This is a genomic window from Alphaproteobacteria bacterium (assembly GCA_017308135.1).
GTDB lineage: Bacteria > Pseudomonadota > Alphaproteobacteria > CACIAM-22H2 > CACIAM-22H2 > Tagaea.
Window position 1 is genome coordinate 233,425 of the sequence record JAFKFM010000007.1, and the last position, 19,297, is coordinate 252,721.

17 protein-coding genes are annotated in these 19,297 nt (G+C 64.0%); 14 read left to right on the plus strand and 3 right to left on the minus strand.

Annotation, left to right across the window (positions count from 1 at the left end):
* The first annotated feature begins 63 nt into the window (after nucleotides 1-63).
* The 12 genes from J0H39_05575 (at nucleotide 64) to J0H39_05630 (ending at nucleotide 12,608) form a co-directional block, all read left to right on the plus strand.
* The gene (locus J0H39_05575) at nucleotides 64-840 is read left to right on the plus strand and encodes an ABC transporter permease (GenBank protein ID MBN9496201.1); all 777 of its coding nucleotides are present in this window, start codon (nucleotides 64-66) and stop codon (nucleotides 838-840) included.
* Between the two features lie 22 nt (nucleotides 841-862).
* On the plus strand, nucleotides 863-1,843 hold the full coding sequence (locus J0H39_05580) for an ABC transporter substrate-binding protein (protein ID MBN9496202.1): 981 nt from the start codon (nucleotides 863-865) through the stop codon (nucleotides 1,841-1,843).
* A gap of 1 nt (nucleotide 1,844) precedes the next feature.
* The gene (locus tag J0H39_05585) at nucleotides 1,845-2,681 is read left to right on the plus strand and encodes an ABC transporter ATP-binding protein (protein MBN9496203.1); all 837 of its coding nucleotides are present in this window, start codon (nucleotides 1,845-1,847) and stop codon (nucleotides 2,679-2,681) included.
* A 113-nt stretch (nucleotides 2,682-2,794) separates the two neighbouring features.
* The gene (locus J0H39_05590) at nucleotides 2,795-3,706 is read left to right on the plus strand and encodes a Gfo/Idh/MocA family oxidoreductase (GenBank protein ID MBN9496204.1); all 912 of its coding nucleotides are present in this window, start codon (nucleotides 2,795-2,797) and stop codon (nucleotides 3,704-3,706) included.
* A complete protein-coding gene (locus J0H39_05595) occupies nucleotides 3,703-4,809 on the plus strand; it encodes a mandelate racemase/muconate lactonizing enzyme family protein (GenBank protein MBN9496205.1) in 1,107 nt (368 codons plus the stop codon). Before J0H39_05590 ends, J0H39_05595 begins: the two co-directional genes overlap by 4 nt.
* Nucleotides 4,810-4,826: 17 nt before the next feature.
* The gene (locus tag J0H39_05600) at nucleotides 4,827-6,533 is read left to right on the plus strand and encodes a dihydroxy-acid dehydratase (protein ID MBN9496206.1); all 1,707 of its coding nucleotides are present in this window, start codon (nucleotides 4,827-4,829) and stop codon (nucleotides 6,531-6,533) included.
* Nucleotides 6,530-7,615, plus strand: a complete 1,086-nt coding sequence (locus J0H39_05605) for a Gfo/Idh/MocA family oxidoreductase (GenBank protein ID MBN9496207.1) — start codon at nucleotides 6,530-6,532, stop codon at nucleotides 7,613-7,615. The genes J0H39_05600 and J0H39_05605 overlap by 4 nt, the downstream gene beginning before the upstream one ends.
* Before the next feature lie 152 nt (nucleotides 7,616-7,767).
* Nucleotides 7,768-8,763 carry a substrate-binding domain-containing protein gene (locus tag J0H39_05610; protein MBN9496208.1) on the plus strand — a complete coding sequence of 332 codons (996 nt, stop codon included), beginning with the start codon at nucleotides 7,768-7,770 and terminating at the stop codon, nucleotides 8,761-8,763.
* A 196-nt stretch (nucleotides 8,764-8,959) separates the two neighbouring features.
* Nucleotides 8,960-9,970 carry a TRAP transporter substrate-binding protein gene (locus J0H39_05615; GenBank protein MBN9496209.1) on the plus strand — a complete coding sequence of 337 codons (1,011 nt, stop codon included), beginning with the start codon at nucleotides 8,960-8,962 and terminating at the stop codon, nucleotides 9,968-9,970.
* 27 nt (nucleotides 9,971-9,997) lie between these two features.
* On the plus strand, nucleotides 9,998-10,495 hold the full coding sequence (locus J0H39_05620; protein MBN9496210.1) for a TRAP transporter small permease: 498 nt from the start codon (nucleotides 9,998-10,000) through the stop codon (nucleotides 10,493-10,495).
* A 13-nt stretch (nucleotides 10,496-10,508) separates the two neighbouring features.
* A complete protein-coding gene (locus J0H39_05625) occupies nucleotides 10,509-11,795 on the plus strand; it encodes a TRAP transporter large permease (protein MBN9496211.1) in 1,287 nt (428 codons plus the stop codon).
* Between the two features lie 21 nt (nucleotides 11,796-11,816).
* Nucleotides 11,817-12,608 carry an enoyl-CoA hydratase/isomerase family protein gene (locus J0H39_05630; GenBank protein MBN9496212.1) on the plus strand — a complete coding sequence of 264 codons (792 nt, stop codon included), beginning with the start codon at nucleotides 11,817-11,819 and terminating at the stop codon, nucleotides 12,606-12,608.
* Between the two features lie 39 nt (nucleotides 12,609-12,647).
* On the opposite strand, the gene J0H39_05635 is transcribed toward J0H39_05630, so the two are convergent.
* The 3 genes from J0H39_05635 to J0H39_05645 form a co-directional block, all read right to left on the minus strand.
* Nucleotides 12,648-13,838 carry a CoA transferase gene (locus tag J0H39_05635; GenBank protein ID MBN9496213.1) on the minus strand — a complete coding sequence of 397 codons (1,191 nt, stop codon included), beginning with the start codon at nucleotides 13,836-13,838 and terminating at the stop codon, nucleotides 12,648-12,650.
* Nucleotides 13,839-13,852: 14 nt separating this feature from the next.
* Nucleotides 13,853-15,319: an aldehyde dehydrogenase family protein gene (locus tag J0H39_05640; GenBank protein ID MBN9496214.1), complete on the minus strand. Its 1,467-nt coding sequence runs from the start codon at nucleotides 15,317-15,319 to the stop codon at nucleotides 13,853-13,855.
* An 81-nt stretch (nucleotides 15,320-15,400) separates the two neighbouring features.
* A complete protein-coding gene (locus J0H39_05645; protein MBN9496215.1) occupies nucleotides 15,401-17,113 on the minus strand; it encodes a GMC family oxidoreductase N-terminal domain-containing protein in 1,713 nt (570 codons plus the stop codon).
* A gap of 153 nt (nucleotides 17,114-17,266) precedes the next feature.
* Between J0H39_05645 and J0H39_05650 the strand changes: the two genes are divergently transcribed.
* Together J0H39_05650 and J0H39_05655 are read left to right on the plus strand one after the other, a co-directional pair.
* Nucleotides 17,267-18,226 (plus strand): dihydrodipicolinate synthase family protein, encoded by a 960-nt coding sequence (locus J0H39_05650; protein ID MBN9496216.1) that lies wholly within the window; start codon nucleotides 17,267-17,269, stop codon nucleotides 18,224-18,226.
* An 11-nt stretch (nucleotides 18,227-18,237) separates the two neighbouring features.
* Nucleotides 18,238-19,263 (plus strand): alcohol dehydrogenase catalytic domain-containing protein, encoded by a 1,026-nt coding sequence (locus J0H39_05655; GenBank protein MBN9496217.1) that lies wholly within the window; start codon nucleotides 18,238-18,240, stop codon nucleotides 19,261-19,263.
* Nucleotides 19,264-19,297: the final 34 nt, after the last annotated feature.

Here is a 19,297-nt window from a genome sequence, read left to right on the forward strand (position 1 = left end):
CGATTGACGTGACGTGATCGAAGCGCTATGTAAGCGATTGCATAAAACGATGGGAGGGCGCCGTTGCGGAAGCGACAGGTACTCGACACGATCGGGCCGCTTTTGGCCCTAGCGCTGCTATTCGCGGGCTGGGAAGTTGCGGTGATTGTCTTCGGCGTTTCCGAACATCTGCTGCCACGGCCGACCCGGATATTCGCCGAGATATACGATCGCGCCCCAATTCTGGCGCGTCACGCCACGGCGACCTTGTCGGTCATTCTATCGGGTTTCACGCTGTCGGTGACGGTCGCGATCCCGTTGGCGCTTTCGATCTCATTCGTGCCGATCGTCCGCCGCGTGATTTATCCGATCGTCGTTTTTTCGCAGCTGATCCCGAAGATCGCGATCGCGCCGTTGTTCATCATCTGGTTCGGCTTCGGCGTGTTGCCGAAGGTGCTGATCACCTTCTTGATCTCGTTTTTCCCGATCCTGATTCAGGCGATCGTCGGCTTTACCTCGATTCGGCCTGAGCCTTTGCGCGTCGCGCGTTCGATGGGGGCGGGGCCGATCGACATGTTCCTGCGTGTGCGCCTGCCGCACGCGCTGCCGAATCTGTTCGCGGGGCTGAAGATGTCGATGGCCGCCGCGGCGATCGGCGCGATCGTCAGCGAATTTATCGCGTCCAGCCGCGGTCTCGGCTATCTCGTGCTGGTCGCTAATGGCGAGATGAATTCACCGCTCGCCTTCGCCGGTATGTTGCTGCTCAGCATGATCGGCATTTTCCTCTATTTCGTCGTCGAAATGATCCAGCGTCTCGCGACGCCCTGGGACATTGCCCAGCGCCGCTTGACGCCCAATTGAAAAATCCCCGGGAGGAAACACGATGATGAAGCGTCGCGTCTTTCTTGCGTCCACCGCCGCGTCGGTGACCGTCCTTGCGGCACCTGCGATCGCGCAGGCGCCCGATCGCGTTACCTTCCGCTTCAACTGGTCATGGATCGGAAATTATTCGCCGCCGATCCTCGGGCTGCAGCGCGGCTATTACAAGGATGTCGGCATCGATTTTCGCCCCGACCAGGGCAAGGGATCCGGCGTCACGGTGCGCCAAGTCGGCACGAAGGCCGATATGTTCGCCTGGGCGGATACAAGCGCGCTGCTGCTGGCAGCCGCGCAGGGCGTGCAGGTGAAGCAGGTGATGACGATGGCGATCAGCACGCTCGCCTGCGTATGGATCGACGGACGTACCAAGTTCGAGACAGCGCGCGATATCATCGGCAAGCGCGTCTGCGGTACAGCGGGCGACGGCGCCACCCAACTTTGGCCTGCGGTGCTCGCGGCCAACAACATCAAGTCGACTGACTACGAAATGTTCAACGTCGACAGCACGGCGGGCGTGGCGGCCTTGCGCGAAGGGCGTTGCGACGTGCTTCTGGGCAGCGCCGCCGACCAGCCCGTGACGCTTCAGAACGCTGGATTTGCCGCCCGGTTCAAGACCTATAAAGACCTCGGCGTGCCGACATTAGGTTCGGGCATTTCGACCCATCCCGATCTGATCCGCGAGAACCCGGGGCTCGTGCGCCGCTTCGTCCAGGCGACACAACGTTCGTGGCAGGCGGCGATCGACGATCCAGAAGCGGCGGTGCAAGCATTGGTCAAGCACGCCGAAACGCCGCTCGACGCGCGCGTGGTGCGCGGCAATCTCGCCGCCTTCACGACGTTGCTGACCGGCGAGCGGCCCATGGGGCGCACCGATCCGGCGGCGATGGAACAGAACATCGCCTTGTTGAAGGAATACACCGGCTTCAAGACCGATCTTCCGGCGACACATTTCTACACCAACGATTTCGTCGCGCCGTCAGCCTGACATGGGCGTTAGCGTTGTCACGAACGGCGCGGCGGTCGCGGATGCGCCCGCCGCCGAAACGCTCGTAACCGAAGCAATCGTTTTTCGCGGCTTGCGCAAGACCTACGAGGCGCTCGACGGATCGATCGAGGCTTTGGGGCCGCTGGATTTCGGCGTTCGCAAAGGTGAGTTCGTCTCCGTGCTGGGGCCCAGCGGTTGCGGCAAGAGCACGCTGATGCTGATCGCGGCGGGCCTCGATCCCGCGACCGCCGGGACGACGACGATCGACGGGCGTGTTGTCGATCGTCCGTTCACCGACCTTGGCATCGTGTTCCAGGATCACGCGTTGTTGGAATGGCGCACAGTCCTGGACAACGTGCTGCTGCATGCGGCGCTGCGTAAAATTCCGGAGCGCGCGTTGAAGCCGGCGGCGCTGGATCTGCTGAAGCGGGTCGGCCTCGCCGGTTTCGAAAACCGCTATCCGTTCGAACTTTCGGGCGGTATGCGCCAGCGCGCCGCGATCTGCCGTGCGCTGGTTCACGCGCCGCAATTCCTGTTCTTCGACGAACCGTTCGGCGCGCTGGACGCGTTGACGCGCGAACAAATGCGCGTCGACCTCGAGAAGCTTTGGCTCGAGCGCCGGCAAACCGTGTTGTTCATCACGCACGGCATCGCAGAGGCCGTGGCGCTATCCGACCGCATCGTCGTCATGACCTCGCGGCCGGGCCGCGTCGATCGCATCATCGATATCGATCTTCCCCGGCCGCGCAACAGCGCCGTTCTCGCCTCGGCGCGGTTTGCGGAGTACTCAGCCGAGATCAAGGAAATCTTCAATGCGGCCGGCGTGCTCAAAGAGTGACCACCGATCCGTAATGCGCCCTTGAAGCGTGCGCACTAGTTATGATAGCGCTTACATAAATTCAAAATCATGATACGCTTATCGAACAAATTCGGCGGTCATCGGGGCGGGGCGTGAAAACTCTTAAATTCGGCGTGGCGGGAACGGCGTACTGGGCTGCGAACGTCCAAATGGTCGGCCTTCAACGCGTCAAAGGCGCCAAGTTGACGGCGGTATGGGGCCGCGACCCGGCAAAGTCCGCCGCGTTGGCCGAGAAATGGGGGGCGCGGGCCTACGCCGACTTCAATGCGATGCTCGCCGAGGTCGATGTTGTGAGTTTCGCGCTGCCGCCGATGGCCCAAGAGCAGATGGCGCTGCGCGCGATCGCCGCCGGAAAACACGTGCTTCTCGAAAAGCCGATGGCGACGAACCTTGCTGCAGCGAAGCGATTGGCCGCCGAGATCCGGAAGAACGACGTCACGGCGCTTGTCTTCTTCACTCGGCGTTTTTTTCCGGAACTCGTCGCGGCGGTCGCCGAAGCGAAGAAACGAAAATGGCGCAACGTCACAGTCGAGATACTCTCCGCCGCATTCTCGAATGAGAGCCCCTACAAGGATTCTTTTTGGCGCCGGGATAGCGGTGCCGAATTGTGGGATCTCGGGCCGCATATCCTCTCGCTTCTCATCGAAGCGCTAGGGCCCGTGACCGCGCAGCGCGCGTTGCCATCGGAAGAGGGTTACTCGCGCTTCGAGACGATCCACGAAAGCGGCGCCATGGCGACGAGCTTGATCACGTTGAGCGCCCGCCCGGAAGACCGGTGCAACCGCTACATTTTCGACGACGGTGAAACGCGAATGGTGTTTCCCGATCTTCCGCCCGACTATCCGTCCGCCTATGTCCGCGCGATCGAGAATCTGATTTCGTTGATCGCGCAAGGCAAGCGCGCGCATCCGCTGGACGCCGAATTCGGCGTCGAAACGACCGCGATCCTCGAAGCGATCGATACGATGCGTAAAAGTTCCAGCCGTTCGGGAGAATCACGATGAAGCATAAGATCGCGAAAATCGACGTCCATTTGGTGCCGTATCCGATCACCGGCGGTTTCGCCGACGCGACGCGCAAGGTCGAGACGATCGGTTTCACGCTGGTGCGGGTGACGACCGATAAAGGTCTCGCCGGCATCGGCGTCACGTATCACGAAGTCGGCGGCGAGGCGGTGCGCGATCTCATCGTACGGAACATGACCGGCAAACTCGTCGGCCGCGATCCGCTAGAAAGCGACGCTTTGTGGCACGAATTCTTCCACTATCTGCGCGGCGTGGGCCGCAAGGGCGTCACGTTCTGCGCGCTCAGCGCCGTCGATATCGCGCTTTGGGATTTGAAGGGCAAGATCCTGAACATCCCGGTCCACCGGCTGCTCGGCGGCGACCGCACGCGCGTGCCGGTCTACGCGAGCGGCGGCTGGACGTCCTACTCCGACGATCAACTCGTCGCGGAGATGCGATCCTTCGCCGCGCGGGGCTTCAAGATGGTGAAGTTCAAGGTCGGTTATGCCGGCGGCACGGATATCCGCCGCGACGTCGTCCGCGTACGCAAGGTGCGCGAAGCGCTCGGGCCGGATATCGACATCCTGGTCGACGCGAACAACTGTTTCGACGCTGCCACCGCGGCGCAACTCGCCAACCGCATCCGCGAATACGACATCAAGCTTTTCGAGGAGCCGGTTTTCGCCGACGACATTCCCGGTTTGTCGCGTTTCCGACGGGCGACGGATATCCCGCTGGCTACCGGCGAGCACGAATACACGAAGTTCGGCGTGCGCGACCTGCTGCTCGCGGAAGCCGCGGACTATGTGCAGGCCGATGGCGCGCGCGCCGGCGGCTACACCGAGATGTTGAAAATCGCCGGGATGACGCAGGCCTGGAACGTGAAATTCGCGCCGCACGCGATGGAGAACGTCCATCTGCCGCTGGTCGCGGCGACGCCCAACGCGCCGTTCCTGGAGCGCCTGGCGATGTTCGAGGAAATCACCGCGCGCGTATTCAAGAATGCGGCCGTGCCCGTCGACGGCTTCATGGAAGTGCCCGAAGCGCCCGGGCTCGGCCTCGAACTCGATATGGATTTCGTCCGCGACCACGACGAAGCCTGAATGGATTCCGGACGATCATGGCAAATGGACTGAAGAAGGGCTTGGCGCAATACGGCGACGCCGGATTTTCGCTGTTCCTGCGCAAGGCGTTCATCAAGGCGATGGGATATTCGGGCGACGCGCTCGATCGTCCGATCGTCGGCATCACGAATACCTATTCGGCGTACAACGCCTGCCATCGCAACGTCCCCGAGATGATCGACGCGATCAAGCGCGGCGTGATGCTCGCCGGCGGCTTGCCGATCGAGTTTCCGATCATTTCCCTGCACGAGGCGTTCTCGCATCCCACGAGTATGTTCCTGCGCAACCTGATGGCGATGGCGGCGGAGGAGATGATCCGCGCCCAGCCGATGGACGCGGTGGTGCTGATCGGCGGTTGCGACAAGACCGTTCCGGCCTTGTTGATGGCGGCGGCGAGCGCCGACGTGCCCGCGATTTTGACGGTCACCGGCCCGATGATCACCGGCAGCCATAAGGGCGAGCGTCTGGGCGCTTGTACGGATTGCCGGCGTCTCTGGGCCAAGCATCGCGCCGGTACGATCGACGCCGCGGAGATCGAAGAGATCGGCGGACGTCTGGCGCCGGGACCCGGCACCTGCATGGTGATGGGGACCGCGAGCACCATGGCTTTGTGTTCCGAGGCGCTTGGCATGATGTTGCCGGGTGGTGCGTGCGTGCCCGCCGTCGATGCGGACCGGTTGCGCCACGCCGAGGCAACCGGGGCCCGCGCCGTTGCCATTGGCAAAGAGCGCCTCAAGCCATCGCAAATCATGACCGCGAAGGCGTTCGACAATGCCCTTCGCGTTCTCCAGGCGGTCGGCGGTTCGACCAATGCGGTGATCCATCTGACGGCGATCGCGGGCCGCCTTGGCATCGAGATCGACCTCGAGGCTTTGGACCGTATGGGCCGGGACATCCCGGTGCTTGTCGATCTGAAGCCGACGGGCGTCGGGTATATGGAGGATCTTCACAAAGCGGGCGGACTGGGTCCGATCCTGCGCGAGATTTCCGATCGCCTCGATCTCGATTGCCTGACGGTCACCGGAAAGCCGATCGGCGATTCCATTCCCGCCGTCGGACCGGGTTTCGCGCAGAATGTCGTGCGCTCGGCGGCTGATCCGGTCCATCGCGGCGGCGGCATCCGTCTGTTGCGCGGCAATCTTGCGCCCAATGGGGCGATCATCAAGCATGCCGCGGCGACGCCGCGATTGCTGAAGCACACGGGCCGCGCGGTCGTGTTCACGTCGCTCGCGGATATGGCGGCGCGGATCGACGATCCCGCACTCGACGTCACCGCCGCCGACGTGCTCGTCCTGCAGAACGCCGGCCCGAAGGGCGGGCCGGGCATGCCCGAGGCGGGCTATTTGCCGATTCCGCGCAAGCTCGCCGCGCAAGGCGTCACCGACATGGTGCGGATTTCGGATGCGCGCATGAGCGGCACGGCGTTCGGCACGATCGTGCTGCATATCAGCCCAGAAAGCGCGGAGGGCGGTCCGTTGGCGTTCGTGCGCAACGGCGATCTCATCGCGCTGGACGCGAACGAAGGCCGCTTGAACTTGCTGGTCGACGAAGCGGAAATCGCGCGCCGCCGGAAGGACTGGCGGCCGCCGCCGCCCCCCGGCCGCGGATACGAAGGGCTTTATTGGCGCGAAGTATTGCAAGCCGAGCAGGGGTGTGATTTCCGTTTTCTACGCGCCGATGCCGGCGGGAAGCTGGAAGAATGATCAAGATCGCGATCGTCGGCTGCGGGTGGGTTGCGGGCACCCAGATCGAAACGGGATTTGCGTCGTTGCCCGACCTGTTCGAGATCGTGGCGTGTTGCGACGTCGACGAAGCCCGGATGGAGAGTTTCGCGGCGAAGTACGGAATTCCGATCCGGCGCCGCAACTATCGGGACATTCTGGCGCTGAGCGATCTCGATGCCGTCAGTATTTGTACGCCGCCGTCCGAGCACCACGCGATGGTTCGTCAGGCGATGGCGGCGGGTAAGCACGTTCTGTGCGAGAAACCCTTCACATCGTCGCTCGCGTTGATGGACGACGTCATCGACGCGCAGACCCGATCGTCCGCGCGGATCATGCCGATCTTCCAGTATCGGTACGGGCCCGGTTTCGCGAAGGCGCGGGCGCTCGTCCAATCGGGGTTCGGCGGGAAGCTGTATACGTCGTCGGTCGAGACGGCTTGGTTGCGCGGGCCCGCCTATTACGGCGTGCCCTGGCGGGGCAAGTTCGCCACCGAGCTTGGCGGCGTATTGCTGACGCAGTCCATCCATATCCACGACCTGTTTTTGTCGTTGGCCGGCCCCGTGCGTGACGTCGTGGCGTTCAAGACGACGCGCGTCAATCCGATCGAGGTCGAGGATTGCGCGGTTGCCGGATTGCGGATGGCGGACGGCTCGTTGGCGACGTTGACGGCGACGCTGGGCTCGGCGGAGCCATTGACGCGGTTCAGGCTGTGCTTCGAGAATCTCGTCATCGAGCGCGAGTGCCGCGGACTTGACGCGCCGAAGCCCGCACTGGAACCCTGGCGTTTCCTCGCGAAAGATCCCGAGCGGCAATCGGAGGTCGATGCGATCGTCGGCGCCGTACCGGACGGGGCGCTGTTCTTCGAAGGCCAATTCCGGGCGTTCCACGCGGCGCTCAAATCCGGTGCGCCGTTCGATATCGAGCTTTCCGATGCGCGCCGTTCGCTGGAATTGATAACCGCGATTTTCACGGCGGCGGATACGGGCATCGCGCAGCGGCTGCCGCTCGACGGTGGTCACGCCCGATATAGGGGCTGGCACGAATCGGGGGGCGCGGGCTAATTTCGAACCGTGTAACGCGGACATTCTAAAGATAAGGAGGCGGCGCGGACATGGCACGATCGAAGCAACGCTCTCCGTCGAAAATCGAGCCGAAACGCCGTCGCGTCCGTAAGGGCAGCGTCGGATCTTCGAAACTCGAGGATGTCGCGCGTATGGCCGGCGTGTCCACGGCGACCGCCTCGCGCGTCATCAATGCGCCGGACAAAGTCCTCGCCGAGACGCGCGAAAAAGTGCTCGCCGCCATCCGCGCACTGAACTGGATTCCGCATGGCGCGGCCAAGGCGCTGGCGTCGTTGCGCACGCGCACCGTCGGGGCCCTCATTCCGACGCTCGGCCACCAGACGATCACGTCGATGATCGAGGCGATCCAGCAGGATCTGGGGGATGCCGGCTATACGCTGCTTCTGGGCAAGCCCGAGCCACAGCAGCCGGATTTGACGTTGCGTCAGGCGGCCAAAATGCTCGAGCATGGGATCGAGTGTTTGATCCTGATGGGCGAGGATCAGCCGCCGGCATTGATGGATTTTCTGAAAAGCCGCGGCGTTTTCTACGTCATCGCCTATACCAGCGGCCGCTATGGAACGGCCAACTGCATCGGTTTCGACAATTTCCGCGAAATGTCGCGGATGACCGAGTATCTGCTGGAGCAAGGGCATCGCGATTTCGCGATTATCAGCCGCGCCTACGAAGGCAACGACCGGATCCGGCAGCGGATCGAAGCCGTGCAGTCGGTCCTGTCGAAGGCCGGGCTGGCCGTGCGCCCGCAGCATCAGGTCATCGTCGACCGCTATCTGATCGGCGCCGGCCGCGAAGGGATGCAGCGTATTTTAAGCACGTCGGGCGTGCGCCCAACCGCCGTCGTTTGCGTGAACGATTATTTGGCGGCGGGCGCCGTCATCGAAGCCAAGGCGGCCGGATTGTCCGTGCCGGACGATATCAGCGTTACCGGCTTCGATGATCTGGAATTGGCCGCGCAGTTCGAGCCGCCGTTGACCACGGTTCGCGTGCCCGCGATCGATATCGGGCACGCTATCGCCCGGTTCATCATCGGAAAGCTCGATAACGGCGAGGCGACGCTGCCTTCGCGGTTCGAGGCGGAGCTTATGATCCGCGGCTCGTCGGCCCGCGCGCCGACCTCCGTTAATTAGCGCTTACATCGCTGCGGTTCGTCTATCGACCGCTACGGTGCCCGGATTTCCCCGGGAATTCCGGTGCCTAAGCTTGACTTCGCGAATCTTCATCTTCACAATGTAAGCGCTTTAGTGAGCCGGAAAACCGGTTCGCGCGTAAAACGAAACCGTCGGCCGCCGATCCGCGGGATGCGGCCTAGGGAGGGAAATGAAAATGAAATCACGCCGTACCGTATTGACCGGGGCTGCCGCCCTTATCGGCTATGCCGCCCTCGGGCCCGACGCCCATGCCCAGCAGACCGGAACAGTCCGCTTGCGCGTCGGCAACGTCTATCCCGCCACGCACACGATCCCCGTGGCGACGGGCCGCTTCAAGCAGCTCGCCGAGCAGCGGTCGGGCGGCCGCATCTCCGTCGCCGTCTACAACAATAGCGAATTGGGCTCCGAGCGCGAGATGGCCGAAATGGTCCGCGGCGGCTCGCTCGAGATGGTGTTGAGCGGTCTTCCGGGTACGGGCGCCTACGCGCCCGAAATCGAGGTGATGGAAGCGTTCTACGTCTATCGCAACGTCGAAGATCTGAAGGCGATCACCGACGCGATCTACGACGATCTCCAAGGCTTCGTGCAGCCCAAGGGGTTCCACCTCGTCGGCCTCATGTACCAGGGGCCACGCAACGTCCTCTCGACGCGGCAGCTCAAGACGCTTGCCGATTTCCGCGGGTTGCGTCTTCGCATTCCCAACACGCCGCTTTTCGTCGGCCTCGCGCGCGGCTGGGGTGCGACACCGACCGCGATCGCGCTCGCCGAGGTCTATACCTCGTTGGAATCCGGCGTGATAGCCGCGTTGGAAGCCACGCACGAGACGATGGTGACGAGCAACTTCCACGAGAAGGCCAAGTTCCTGCTCACCACGCGTCACAACCACTATCCGCAGCCGATCGTCGTCAACAAAGCGTGGTTCGACCGTCTACCCAAGGACTTGCAGGACATCATCACGACCTCCGCGCAGGAAGCGGCCGCCTATCAGCTGACCCTGCACAAGGCCGCCGACGAACAGGCGCTGGCGACGATGCGGGCGGCCGGCGTCACGATCACGGAGCTTTCGGACGCCGAGATTCAGGCCTTCCGTGCGCCGCTGGTCGATATGAACCGGCAGCATTTCGCGAACCGCGGCCCGAAAGTGGTCGAGGTTTACGAAAAGATGCTGAAGCTCAGCAAGTTCTGATCCGACGACCGACCGGCCGGGAACGCCATGCTTGATCGCATCTACGTCAAGACCATCGAGGTTCTGATCTTCGTCGCCATCGCGGCGATGGTCGGAATCGGTTTCGCTTCGACGGTGCTGCGGGCCGTTCCCGGCTGGGGCGGGCTCTATTGGGCGGAGGAGATCATCCGATACGCTTGTATCTGGATGGTCTTCCTTTGCTCGGGCCTCACGATCCGATACGGCATACATTTCCGTGTCGATCTTCTGCTTGCGGCACTTCCGAAGGGGATCGGGGTCGCTCTCGGTCTCTTCGCCGTACTGGTGATGATCTGGTTCGAAGCGGTCCTGATCTGGTTCGGATCGAAGGTCACGCTCCTCAATATGGAGCAGCAATCGACGTCGCTTGAGTTTCCGATGGGATACGTCTACGTCGCGATTCCCATCGGCGGCGTGCTGATGCTTTTCGAGACGTTGCGCTTGGGTTGGACGATCTGGAGTCGCGGAGAGCCGATTCCGGAATCCGAACAGTCGATGGTCGATTAAGGGAGTCGCGGTCGTGCTGGGTATTCTCGTTTCGGTATTCTTCATCCTGCTGATTCTCGGCGTGCCGATCGCCTTCTCGATCGGCGCGGCGACGTTCATCCCGCTTATTCTCGACGACCGTCTGCCTTTCACGCTAGTGATTACGCGCCTGTTCGGCGGCATGGACTCGTTCCCGCTGATGGCGATTCCGTTCTTCGTTCTGACGGGCACGCTCGCGAGCGCTTGCAATCTTGTCGACCGGATCATGCAGCTCGCGAATTTTCTCGTCGGGCGCATGCGGGCCGGCCTTGCCCAGGTCGACATCGTCACGTCGATGCTCTTCGGCGGCGTTTCCGGGTCGGCGGTCGCCGACTGCGCGGCGACGGCCGGGATCCTAATTCCGAGCATGACGCGAAAAGGCTATCCCGCACCTTACGCCGTCGGCGTATGCGCGACCTCGTCGACGATCGGTGCGCTGATCCCGCCCAGCATCCCGATGATCATTTACGGCTTTCTCACTGGCGTTTCGACGGGCCAGCTCTTCCTGGCCGGCGCGATCCCGGGCGTGCTCGTCGGCGTTATCCTGATGATCACGGCATACATAATTTCCGTCCGGGGCGGATTCGGGCGTAACGACGACGCGCCGCCGCGCACGACGCAAGGCTTCATCTTGGCGGTCCGGGAATCCGCGCCGGCTTTGACCATCCCGTTCATCATCATCGGCGGGATCGTCGGCGGCGTATTCACGCCGACCGAGGCGGGCATCGTCGCGGCGGTCGCGGTCCTGGTCATCGGCCATTTCTTCTATGGCAGCTTCACGTGGTCGAGGCTGCGCGGTGCCGTGATGAGTGCTGCGTTGACGACCTCGATGGTCATGCTGATTCTGGCGGCGTCGACCGTGTTCGCCAATCTGCTGACCCGGGCACAGTTCCAGTCCGAAGTCATCTCGCTGCTGAACGCGATCACCAGCGTGTCCGAATTGCAGCTGCTGCTGATCGTTATCCTGCTGCTGATCCTCGGCTGTTTTATCGACGGCACGGCGATCCTCATCATGTTCGCGGCACCGCTTTACGCCGTGGGCCAAGCGCTCGGCTACGATCCGCTGCAATTCGGCACGATCATCGTGATGTGCTGTCTGATCGGCGGTGTGACGCCGCCGGTGGGCACGCTGATGTTCATCAGCGCCGCGGTCGCGCGCATCGGGATCGGCAGCGCGTCCCGCGGGATCTTGCCCTTCTTCATCGCGCTTTGCGTGGCGCTTTTCCTGGTCGCGGCGATCCCGCCGTTGACGACGTTCCTGCCGCGCATGCTGCTCGGTTAACCCGCTTTCGGATTGAAGCCAATGTCGACAGACGATCTGTCCCATCTGATTGTCCGCGAGACGCCGGCGGCGCATGTGGCGTTGCTGCGAATCAATCGTCCCGAGAAGAAGAACGCGCTGCATAGCTCGATGGTGATCGCGCTCGCGCGGCATCTGGAAGCCGCCGCCACCGACCGCGATGTGCGGGCCGTTGTGCTGACGGGAAGTGCCGAATCCTTCGCCGCAGGGGCGGACATCAAGGAGATGCTCGAGCGCGGCCCGGCGGGCACGTCGAACAATCCCGAGCGCGTCGCGGCGTGGCGAAGCCTCGAGAAGTTTCCGAAGCCGATCATCGCGGCCGTCAACGGAATCGCCTTCGGCGCGGGGAACGAACTCGCGTTGACCTGCGACTTCATCGTCGCCGGCAAGAACGCCAAGTTCGGCCAGCCCGAAGTCAAAATCGGCGGCATGGCCGGCGATGGCGGGACCCAGCGCTTGCCGCGCAAGGTCGGTCCGCAATGGGCGTCGTATATGTTGTTCACCGGCGATCCGATCGACGTCGAGACGGCGTTCCGCCTCGGTTACGTGATCGAAATCTGCGAGGTCGAGCGTACGGTGTCGCGGGCGGTCGAGATCGCGGCGACGATCGCGTCGCGCGCGCCGGTCGCCGTCAAGTTCAGCAAGGCTTGCGTCGGCGTCGCCGTGGGCGCCACGCACGAGAACGGCATCGCCTACGAACGCGACTCGCTCTGGCGCAATTCCGGCACGGCCGACAGGCGCGAAGGCATGTCGGCGTTTCTGGAAAAGCGCGCACCCGCCTTCAAAGGCGAGTAAGGCCGCCGGCCCGCGCGCGCACGCGCGGGCCCGCAAGCGTCATTCGGCCGCTTTGGCCTGTTCGACCGCGCCGACGACGCCGCGCGAGACGAGGTCGTCAATCTTGTTCGCGCTGTAGCCAAGTTCCGAAAGCACCTCGCGCGTATGCTGGCCGACATCGTAGGGCCGGATGCGCAGCGGCGGCGTTTCGTCGTCGTACTTGACCGGGTGATTGACGAGTACGGCCTTTTCGCCGCGGATTTCGATTTCTTTGAACGCGTCGACCGCTTCGGCCTGCGGATCCTCGGCAACGTCGTCGAAGTCGAAGACCTTGCTGTACCAAAGTTCGGCTTTGTCGAACGCGGCCGCGACATCGGCGAATTTGCGCGTGGCGACGACCTTCGCGAAGGCTTGGGCGTAGCGGTCGCGTTCCTTGAAGCGATCGATCTTCGCCAAGGCACGCAGCTCGTCGCTGTCGAGCGCGTCGGCGACCTTCATCGGATCGTTCACCGACATGGCGATTTCGGCGTCGGCGAGTTTGAATTGGCCGTAGGGCGCCTGGTGATACCAAGTCGCGAGATGCTCGTCGCGCTTCATGATCGCGCGGTCGGGCCGGGTGGATAGATAGACGGTCAACGGTTCCGTCTGGAGATCGAGGCCCGCGGTATAAAGCGAGCTTTCGACCTTCGTGCCCTTGCCCGTGGTCAGCTTTTTCACATAGGCGGCGATGATGCCCATCGCCAGGACCGCGCCGCCATGTTGGTCGATGATCGCGGAGCCGACGGCCTTCGCGGTGTCGTGGCCGTTCGCCGCCATCATGCCCGTGCGGGCCTGGATGATGATGTCCTGCGACGCGCGTTCGATCATCGGGCCCTTGCTGCCCCAGCCCGTACCGCTGGCGTAGATCAAATCGGGCTTCACCTGCTTGAGCGCTTCGTAGCCCAAGCCCAGGCGATCCATCACGCCGGCCCGGTAATTCTCGACCACGACGTCCGTCTGGCGGACGATGTCCTTGATGACGGCGATCCCATCGGGGTTCTTCAGATCGACGGCGAAGGTCCGCTTGTTGCGGAACGCGCAGAGATAAAGCCCCGCGACGCCGCCGATATGCGGGCCCGCCCAGCGGCGCGCGCGTTCGCCCGCGATCGGCTCGACCTTCACGACGTCGGCGCCCAGATCCCCGAGATATTGCGTGCAAGCGGGGCCCTGCAGGACGTGGCAGAAACTCAGGACCTTCATTTTCTCCAGCATGGAAAACTCCCGCTCTAGGAAAGCTGCAATTGGATCGTTTTGAGGTGGGTGAACTCGTCGACCGCGAAACGTCCGCGTTCGTGGCCGAGCCCGCTGTCTTTGCGCCCCGCCAGCGGCAGTTCCGGCGCGCCGGCCATGTAGGTGTTCACCTCGACCGTTCCGGCGGCAAGGCCGCGGCCGAAACGGAACGCCTTGTCGAGATCGCGCGTCCAAACGCCCGCCGACAGGCCGTAGGACGTGCCGTTGGCGATCTCGATCGCTTTGTCGACCGTATCGAACTCGATGACGGAGAGGACCGGTCCGAAGATCTCCTCGCGCGCGATGGAACTCGCGGGATCGACGCCGGTGAACACCGTCGGCGGCACGTACCATCCATCGGGCACATTGCCGGCAGACCAATGCTTCGCGCCGTCGCGCTTGCCCGCCGCGATGAAGCCTTCCACGCGCGCGTGCTGGGCGGCGCTGACGAGCGGGCCCATCTCGGTCGAGAATTCCAGCGGATCGCCGACCTTGATGGCCTTCATATGGGCCATCACACGCTCGACGAACGCGCCGGCGACCTTCTTTTCGACGAGCAACCGCGAACCGCTGACGCAGGCCTGCCCGGAGTTTCGCGTGGCGCCGATCGCCACTTTCTGGGCCGCCGCGTCGAGATCGGCGTCCGCGCACACGATATGGGCCGATTTTCCGCCGAGCTCGAGCGAAAGCTTCTTGAGCCCCGCGCCGGCTTTTGCGGCGATCTTCTTGCCGACACCCGTCGATCCGGTGAACGAGATCGCGTCGACATCCGGACTGTCGCACAGGGCCGCGCCGACGTCGTGGCCGTAGCCCGGCACGATATTGACGACGCCCGGCGGCAAGCCGGCTTCGCGCAGGATGCGACCCAGCGCCAGCGTCGTGCCGGAGGTCATCTCGCTGGGTTTCACCACGACCGAGCAGCCGACCGCGAGCGCGAAGGGCAGCTTCTGGCTGATGATGACCAGCGGATAGTTCCAGGGCGTGATCATCGCGACGACGCCGACGGGCTCGCGCAGCACGAGCGCCAACTGGTTGGACCCCAGCGTATCGTAGGTGTCGCCATAGGTGTGGCGCGCCAGCGTGGCGGCGTATTCCCAATGCGCGGCGGCGCCGCGCATCTCGCGCTCCGCGTTCGCCAGCGGTTTGCCGGTTTCGAAGCTCTCGATGCCGCGCAGCGTCTCGATCTCGGCCTCGATGCGGCGGGCCACTTCGAGCAGCACCTTGGCGCGCGCGGCACCGGACATCGAACTCCAGACGCGCGAATCCGCCGCCTTGCGCGCGGCCGCGATCGCCTCGAGCGCGCCCTTGGCGCCCAAATTGGGGTAGCGCGACACGGGGCTGCGATGCGCCGGGTTCTCGCGGACGATGGCGTCGGCGCCCGGTGCGATCAATTTGTCGCCGATAAGGGCCGCGAATTCATGAGGGGACGCGGGCAACGAAACGCGTCGCGAAGCTTCAGCCATGGATTTGCTTCCTCCCCAATTGGATAGGCATAATGTAATCGCTTTCTTTTTTGGTCAATAGGGACACGAAATCGGCGCCGTTCAGCCGGATTGTTTCACCAGATCGGCGATTCGTTCGGCGATCATGATCGTGGGCAGGTTGATATTGGCGCGGGGGATCGTGGGCATGATCGACGCGTCGACGATCCGCAAACCGTCGATGCCGCGCACGCGGCCCTCGGAATCGACCACGGCCATCGGGTCGTCCTCGGCGCCCATGCGGCACGAACACGAGGCGTGCCACACGCCGACGGCCGCACGGCGGATGAACGCCTCGAGCGCGTCGTCGTCCGCCAGCAGTTTGTCGAGCGGCGGCGCTTCGAGGATGAAGTTGCGCATCAGGAAGCGGCGAAACGGCGCGGGGCCGTCCAGCATCGTCGCCATGATGCGGGTCAGGAAGGCGTTGCGGGCGTTGATCTCGCCGACCTGGCGCACCTTTTCGCTGAAGCTGGCCGCGAAGGGATCATCGCACACCTCGCGCACCGCCTTGGTGTCGAACACGCGGCGCAGATGGCGTAGGGCGGCCATCATACGATCGACGTCGCGCCGATCATGCAGCAGCCGGAAATCGACGCGCGGCGATCGGCGCCAGTCGGACGATTCGAGAAGCACTTCGCCGGCTTCCGAGAAGGTCTTGTTGACCCATGTCGTGACCGAGCAGATCTGCTCGCCCACGGCGTGCCACGCGGCTTTCGTCGAGACCGACACCGCCATGTCGGAGACCGGCATATCCGGCAATCCGGAGGAGAAGCGCAAGCCCACGAGAAGATGCCGGCGCGTGCGTCCGTTGAGGCGCGCATGCGGCCGTATGAAAGCGGCCAAGGCCACGGAAGGGTGGTCCATCAAGCGTTTGCCCACGCCTTGGAGCGCGTGACGGACATCGATGCCGAGATCGCGCAGATGGCCCGGCGCGCCGATGCCCGCGCGCAGCATGATCGCGGGCGAATGGATGGCGCCCGCGGAAAGTATGACTTCGTTCGCGCGGAATTCGCGTTCTTCGCCGCGCATGGCAACGCGCACGCCGGCGCATTTGCGCCCCTCGAACAACAGCGCGGCGACCGTCGCGTCGGTTTCGATCGTCAGATTGGACCGGGCGCGCACCGTCGGCGTGAGATACGCGATCGCCGTCGGCACGCGCCGGTCATAGGCGTTCGAAATCGTGAAGGGGTGATAGCCGTCCTCGAACGCACCGTTCTGATCCGCGACGTAGCGATAGCCGAGTTCTTCGAAGCCGGCCGCCATCGCCTTGCCGTGCCCGGCCCACATTTCCGGGAAGATCCGCCGGATCGGCATCGGGCCGTCCTTGCCGTGCAGCGGATCGTCGAAATCCATGTCGCGTTCGAGTTTGCGGAAATAGGGCAGGACGGAATTCCAGTTCCACCCTTTTGCGCCGCGCGATTCCCATTCGTCGTAATCGACGGGACCGCCGCGATTGGCGAGCTGGCCGTTGATCGACGAACCGCCGCCCAGGACGCGCGCTTGCTCGTATTTGCGCAGCCGCGCACGCGGCGCGTCCGGCTGGTTCTGCGGCATTCTCTCGGTCGTGACGCGCAGGTCGTTCCACAGGAAGCGTTTATCGAGGAACGCACGCGCGGCGAAGCTGTCGAGAATCTCGTCGGGCGTGGCGCCGTCCTTGATGTCGCGGCCGGCCTCGATCAACAGAACGCGGCACTCGCTTTTTTCCGAAAGGCGGGCCGCCAGAACGCAACCGGCGGAGCCGCCGCCAACGATGATGTAGTCGTAAGTCATTTCCATCCCCACGCGCGTTATAACCGCTTTCATTTTCAGGCTCAATCAGGCTTGCGGCCGCATCGCGGACTTGGATGTTTCGTCACCGAAAGCCGGTCCTATTGACACTCTTCGATTAGTAATGTAAGCGCTACCATCAAATTGTGAGGGAGTGAAGCGATGAAGCACGACATTACACGCGGCGTTATCGCCGCACCGGTAACGCCGTTCAATCCGGACGAGTCCGTCGATTGGCGTTCGCTCGACTCCTACCTCGCCGAAGTCGCCGCCGGCGGTCCCTCGGGCATCGCCATGAATATGGCCGCCAGCGAAGGCGGCTCGCTCAGCGTCGACGAGCAGCTCGAAGTGATGCGCCGGACCCGCAAAGCCGCGGGGGGCGCTTGCGCGGTCGTGTCGGGCGTTGTCGCCGCGAGCACGAGCAAGGCGATCGAACTTGGCAAGCGCTTGGTCGAGGCGGGGGCGGATGCGCTGGTCGTCTTCCCGCCGTTGCCGACTTTCGTGTCCAAGCCGCTGCCCGTGGATGTCGTCGTCGATTTCCACCGCGCGATCGCCGAAGGCACCGGCGTGCCGATCGTCGCGTTCCACACGCCCTTCGTCGATTACCCGCCGGGCACGATCAAGGGCCTGTCGGCGATCAAATCGATCGTGGCGCTGAAGGATGCCGCGTTCAACATCGAGCGCACGGCCGAACTTGTCGAGGAAGCCGAAGGCACCAATATCGCGGTGATGACCGGCAACGATACCTTCATCCTCGAAGCGATGCTGCTGGGCTGCAAAGGCGCCTTGATCGGCTTCGCTGGCACCGCCACCGCCAAACTGGTCGAGATGAATCGCCTCGCTCAAGCCGGGAAGGCCACCGAAGCCTATGCGATCTGGAACCAGATCGGGCCTTGGGCGCGCATTACGTGGCGGGCGCCGCTGCGCGATTATCGCGTGCGCATGAAGTACGCGCTGGTTCGCCAAGGACTGATCGCGCATGCGACGGCGCGTCTGCCGCAGCCGGGAATCAGCGATATCGATAAGGCCGATATCGATCGTTGCTTCGAACGCTACGGCCTGGACGATCCCGCGTATTTGCCCGCGGGCCGTCGGATCTCCGCGGGGCGCGCGGCCGAGTAAGGACGCGCGACATGCTGGCGCTGCGCAAGCTCGCACCCGCACCCGGCGTATCGCTTGTCGATGTCCCGCTGCCGGCCCCGCCGGGGCCCGGCGAGGCGTTGCTCGAAGTCCTTGCGGTCGGGGTGTGCGGCAGCGATCTGCATATCGATCGCTGGGCGCCGGGATATTGGCATCTCGCGAAGGCCTTGCCGCTGACGATGGGCCACGAATTCGTCGCCCGCGTCGTGGCCGCCCCCGGCGATCCGTCGCTGATGCCGGGTGCGCGCGTCGCCGTCGTTCCGGCCACGACTTGCGGCAAATGCGAAGCTTGCATGCGTGCCGATCTGGACTCGTGCCAGGATCGGCGCGGAATCGGCGTGATGCGCGACGGCGGTTTCGCGCGCTATGTCTGCGTTCCGGCGCGCAATTGCGTCCCGGTGCCCGACAGCCTTCCCGACGATGTCGCCGCTTTGGCGGAACCCGTCGCCGTCGGCTTCAACGCCGTCGCCACCGCCCGCGTGGCGAAGGGCGAGCGGGTTATCGTGTTCGGGCCGGGGACGATCGGGCAAGGGATCGCGCTTCTCGCCAAACGTGCCGGCGCCGACGTGACGATCGTCGGCCATGACGACGCGGCCCGGCTGTCGGTGCTGGAGGGGCTCGCGGCGGGTGCCATTTACGACACATCCCGGCGGGCCGACGCGGCGGCCGTTCGCGCGCTCGCCGGTTCGTTCGATATCGCCTTCGATGCGGCGGGGGCACGCCCCGCTTTCGATGCGGCGTTCGCGGCGCTGCGGCCGACAGGGCGGCTTGTCGCCGTCGGGATCCAGCACGCGCCGATCGAGGTCGATATGGTGCGCTTGGTCCGCAAGCGCCTTTCGATCGTCGGTGCTTTCAGCTCGCCCGCGTCCATCTGGCCGGACGTGATCGCCGTGCTGGCGCGCGAGCCGGCGACATTCGCGCCGATGGTCACGCATCGCTATCCGCTCGCCGAGATCGGTGCGGCATTTGCCGCCGCCCATGCGCGGCAGGCCTCGAAGGCGATTGTCTTTCCGATTTGACCGGATTCCGGTCCAGAATGCGGCGCTCTTGCAG

Coding starts and splice junctions, on each gene's coding strand:
- J0H39_05580 (MBN9496202.1), top strand. CDS start 863: ATGATGAAGCGTCGCGTCTTTCTTGCGTCCACCGCCGCGTCGGTGACC.
- J0H39_05585 (MBN9496203.1), top strand. CDS start 1,845: ATGGGCGTTAGCGTTGTCACGAACGGCGCGGCGGTCGCGGATGCGCCC.
- J0H39_05595 (MBN9496205.1), top strand. CDS start 3,703: ATGAAGCATAAGATCGCGAAAATCGACGTCCATTTGGTGCCGTATCCG.
- J0H39_05600 (MBN9496206.1), top strand. CDS start 4,827: ATGGCAAATGGACTGAAGAAGGGCTTGGCGCAATACGGCGACGCCGGA.
- J0H39_05605 (MBN9496207.1), top strand. CDS start 6,530: ATGATCAAGATCGCGATCGTCGGCTGCGGGTGGGTTGCGGGCACCCAG.
- J0H39_05610 (MBN9496208.1), top strand. CDS start 7,768: ATGGCCGGCGTGTCCACGGCGACCGCCTCGCGCGTCATCAATGCGCCG.
- J0H39_05615 (MBN9496209.1), top strand. CDS start 8,960: ATGAAATCACGCCGTACCGTATTGACCGGGGCTGCCGCCCTTATCGGC.
- J0H39_05620 (MBN9496210.1), top strand. CDS start 9,998: ATGCTTGATCGCATCTACGTCAAGACCATCGAGGTTCTGATCTTCGTC.
- J0H39_05630 (MBN9496212.1), top strand. CDS start 11,817: ATGTCGACAGACGATCTGTCCCATCTGATTGTCCGCGAGACGCCGGCG.
- J0H39_05635 (MBN9496213.1), bottom strand. CDS start 13,838: ATGCTGGAGAAAATGAAGGTCCTGAGTTTCTGCCACGTCCTGCAGGGC.
- J0H39_05640 (MBN9496214.1), bottom strand. CDS start 15,319: ATGGCTGAAGCTTCGCGACGCGTTTCGTTGCCCGCGTCCCCTCATGAA.
- J0H39_05645 (MBN9496215.1), bottom strand. CDS start 17,113: ATGGAAATGACTTACGACTACATCATCGTTGGCGGCGGCTCCGCCGGT.
- J0H39_05650 (MBN9496216.1), top strand. CDS start 17,267: ATGAAGCACGACATTACACGCGGCGTTATCGCCGCACCGGTAACGCCG.
- J0H39_05655 (MBN9496217.1), top strand. CDS start 18,238: ATGCTGGCGCTGCGCAAGCTCGCACCCGCACCCGGCGTATCGCTTGTC.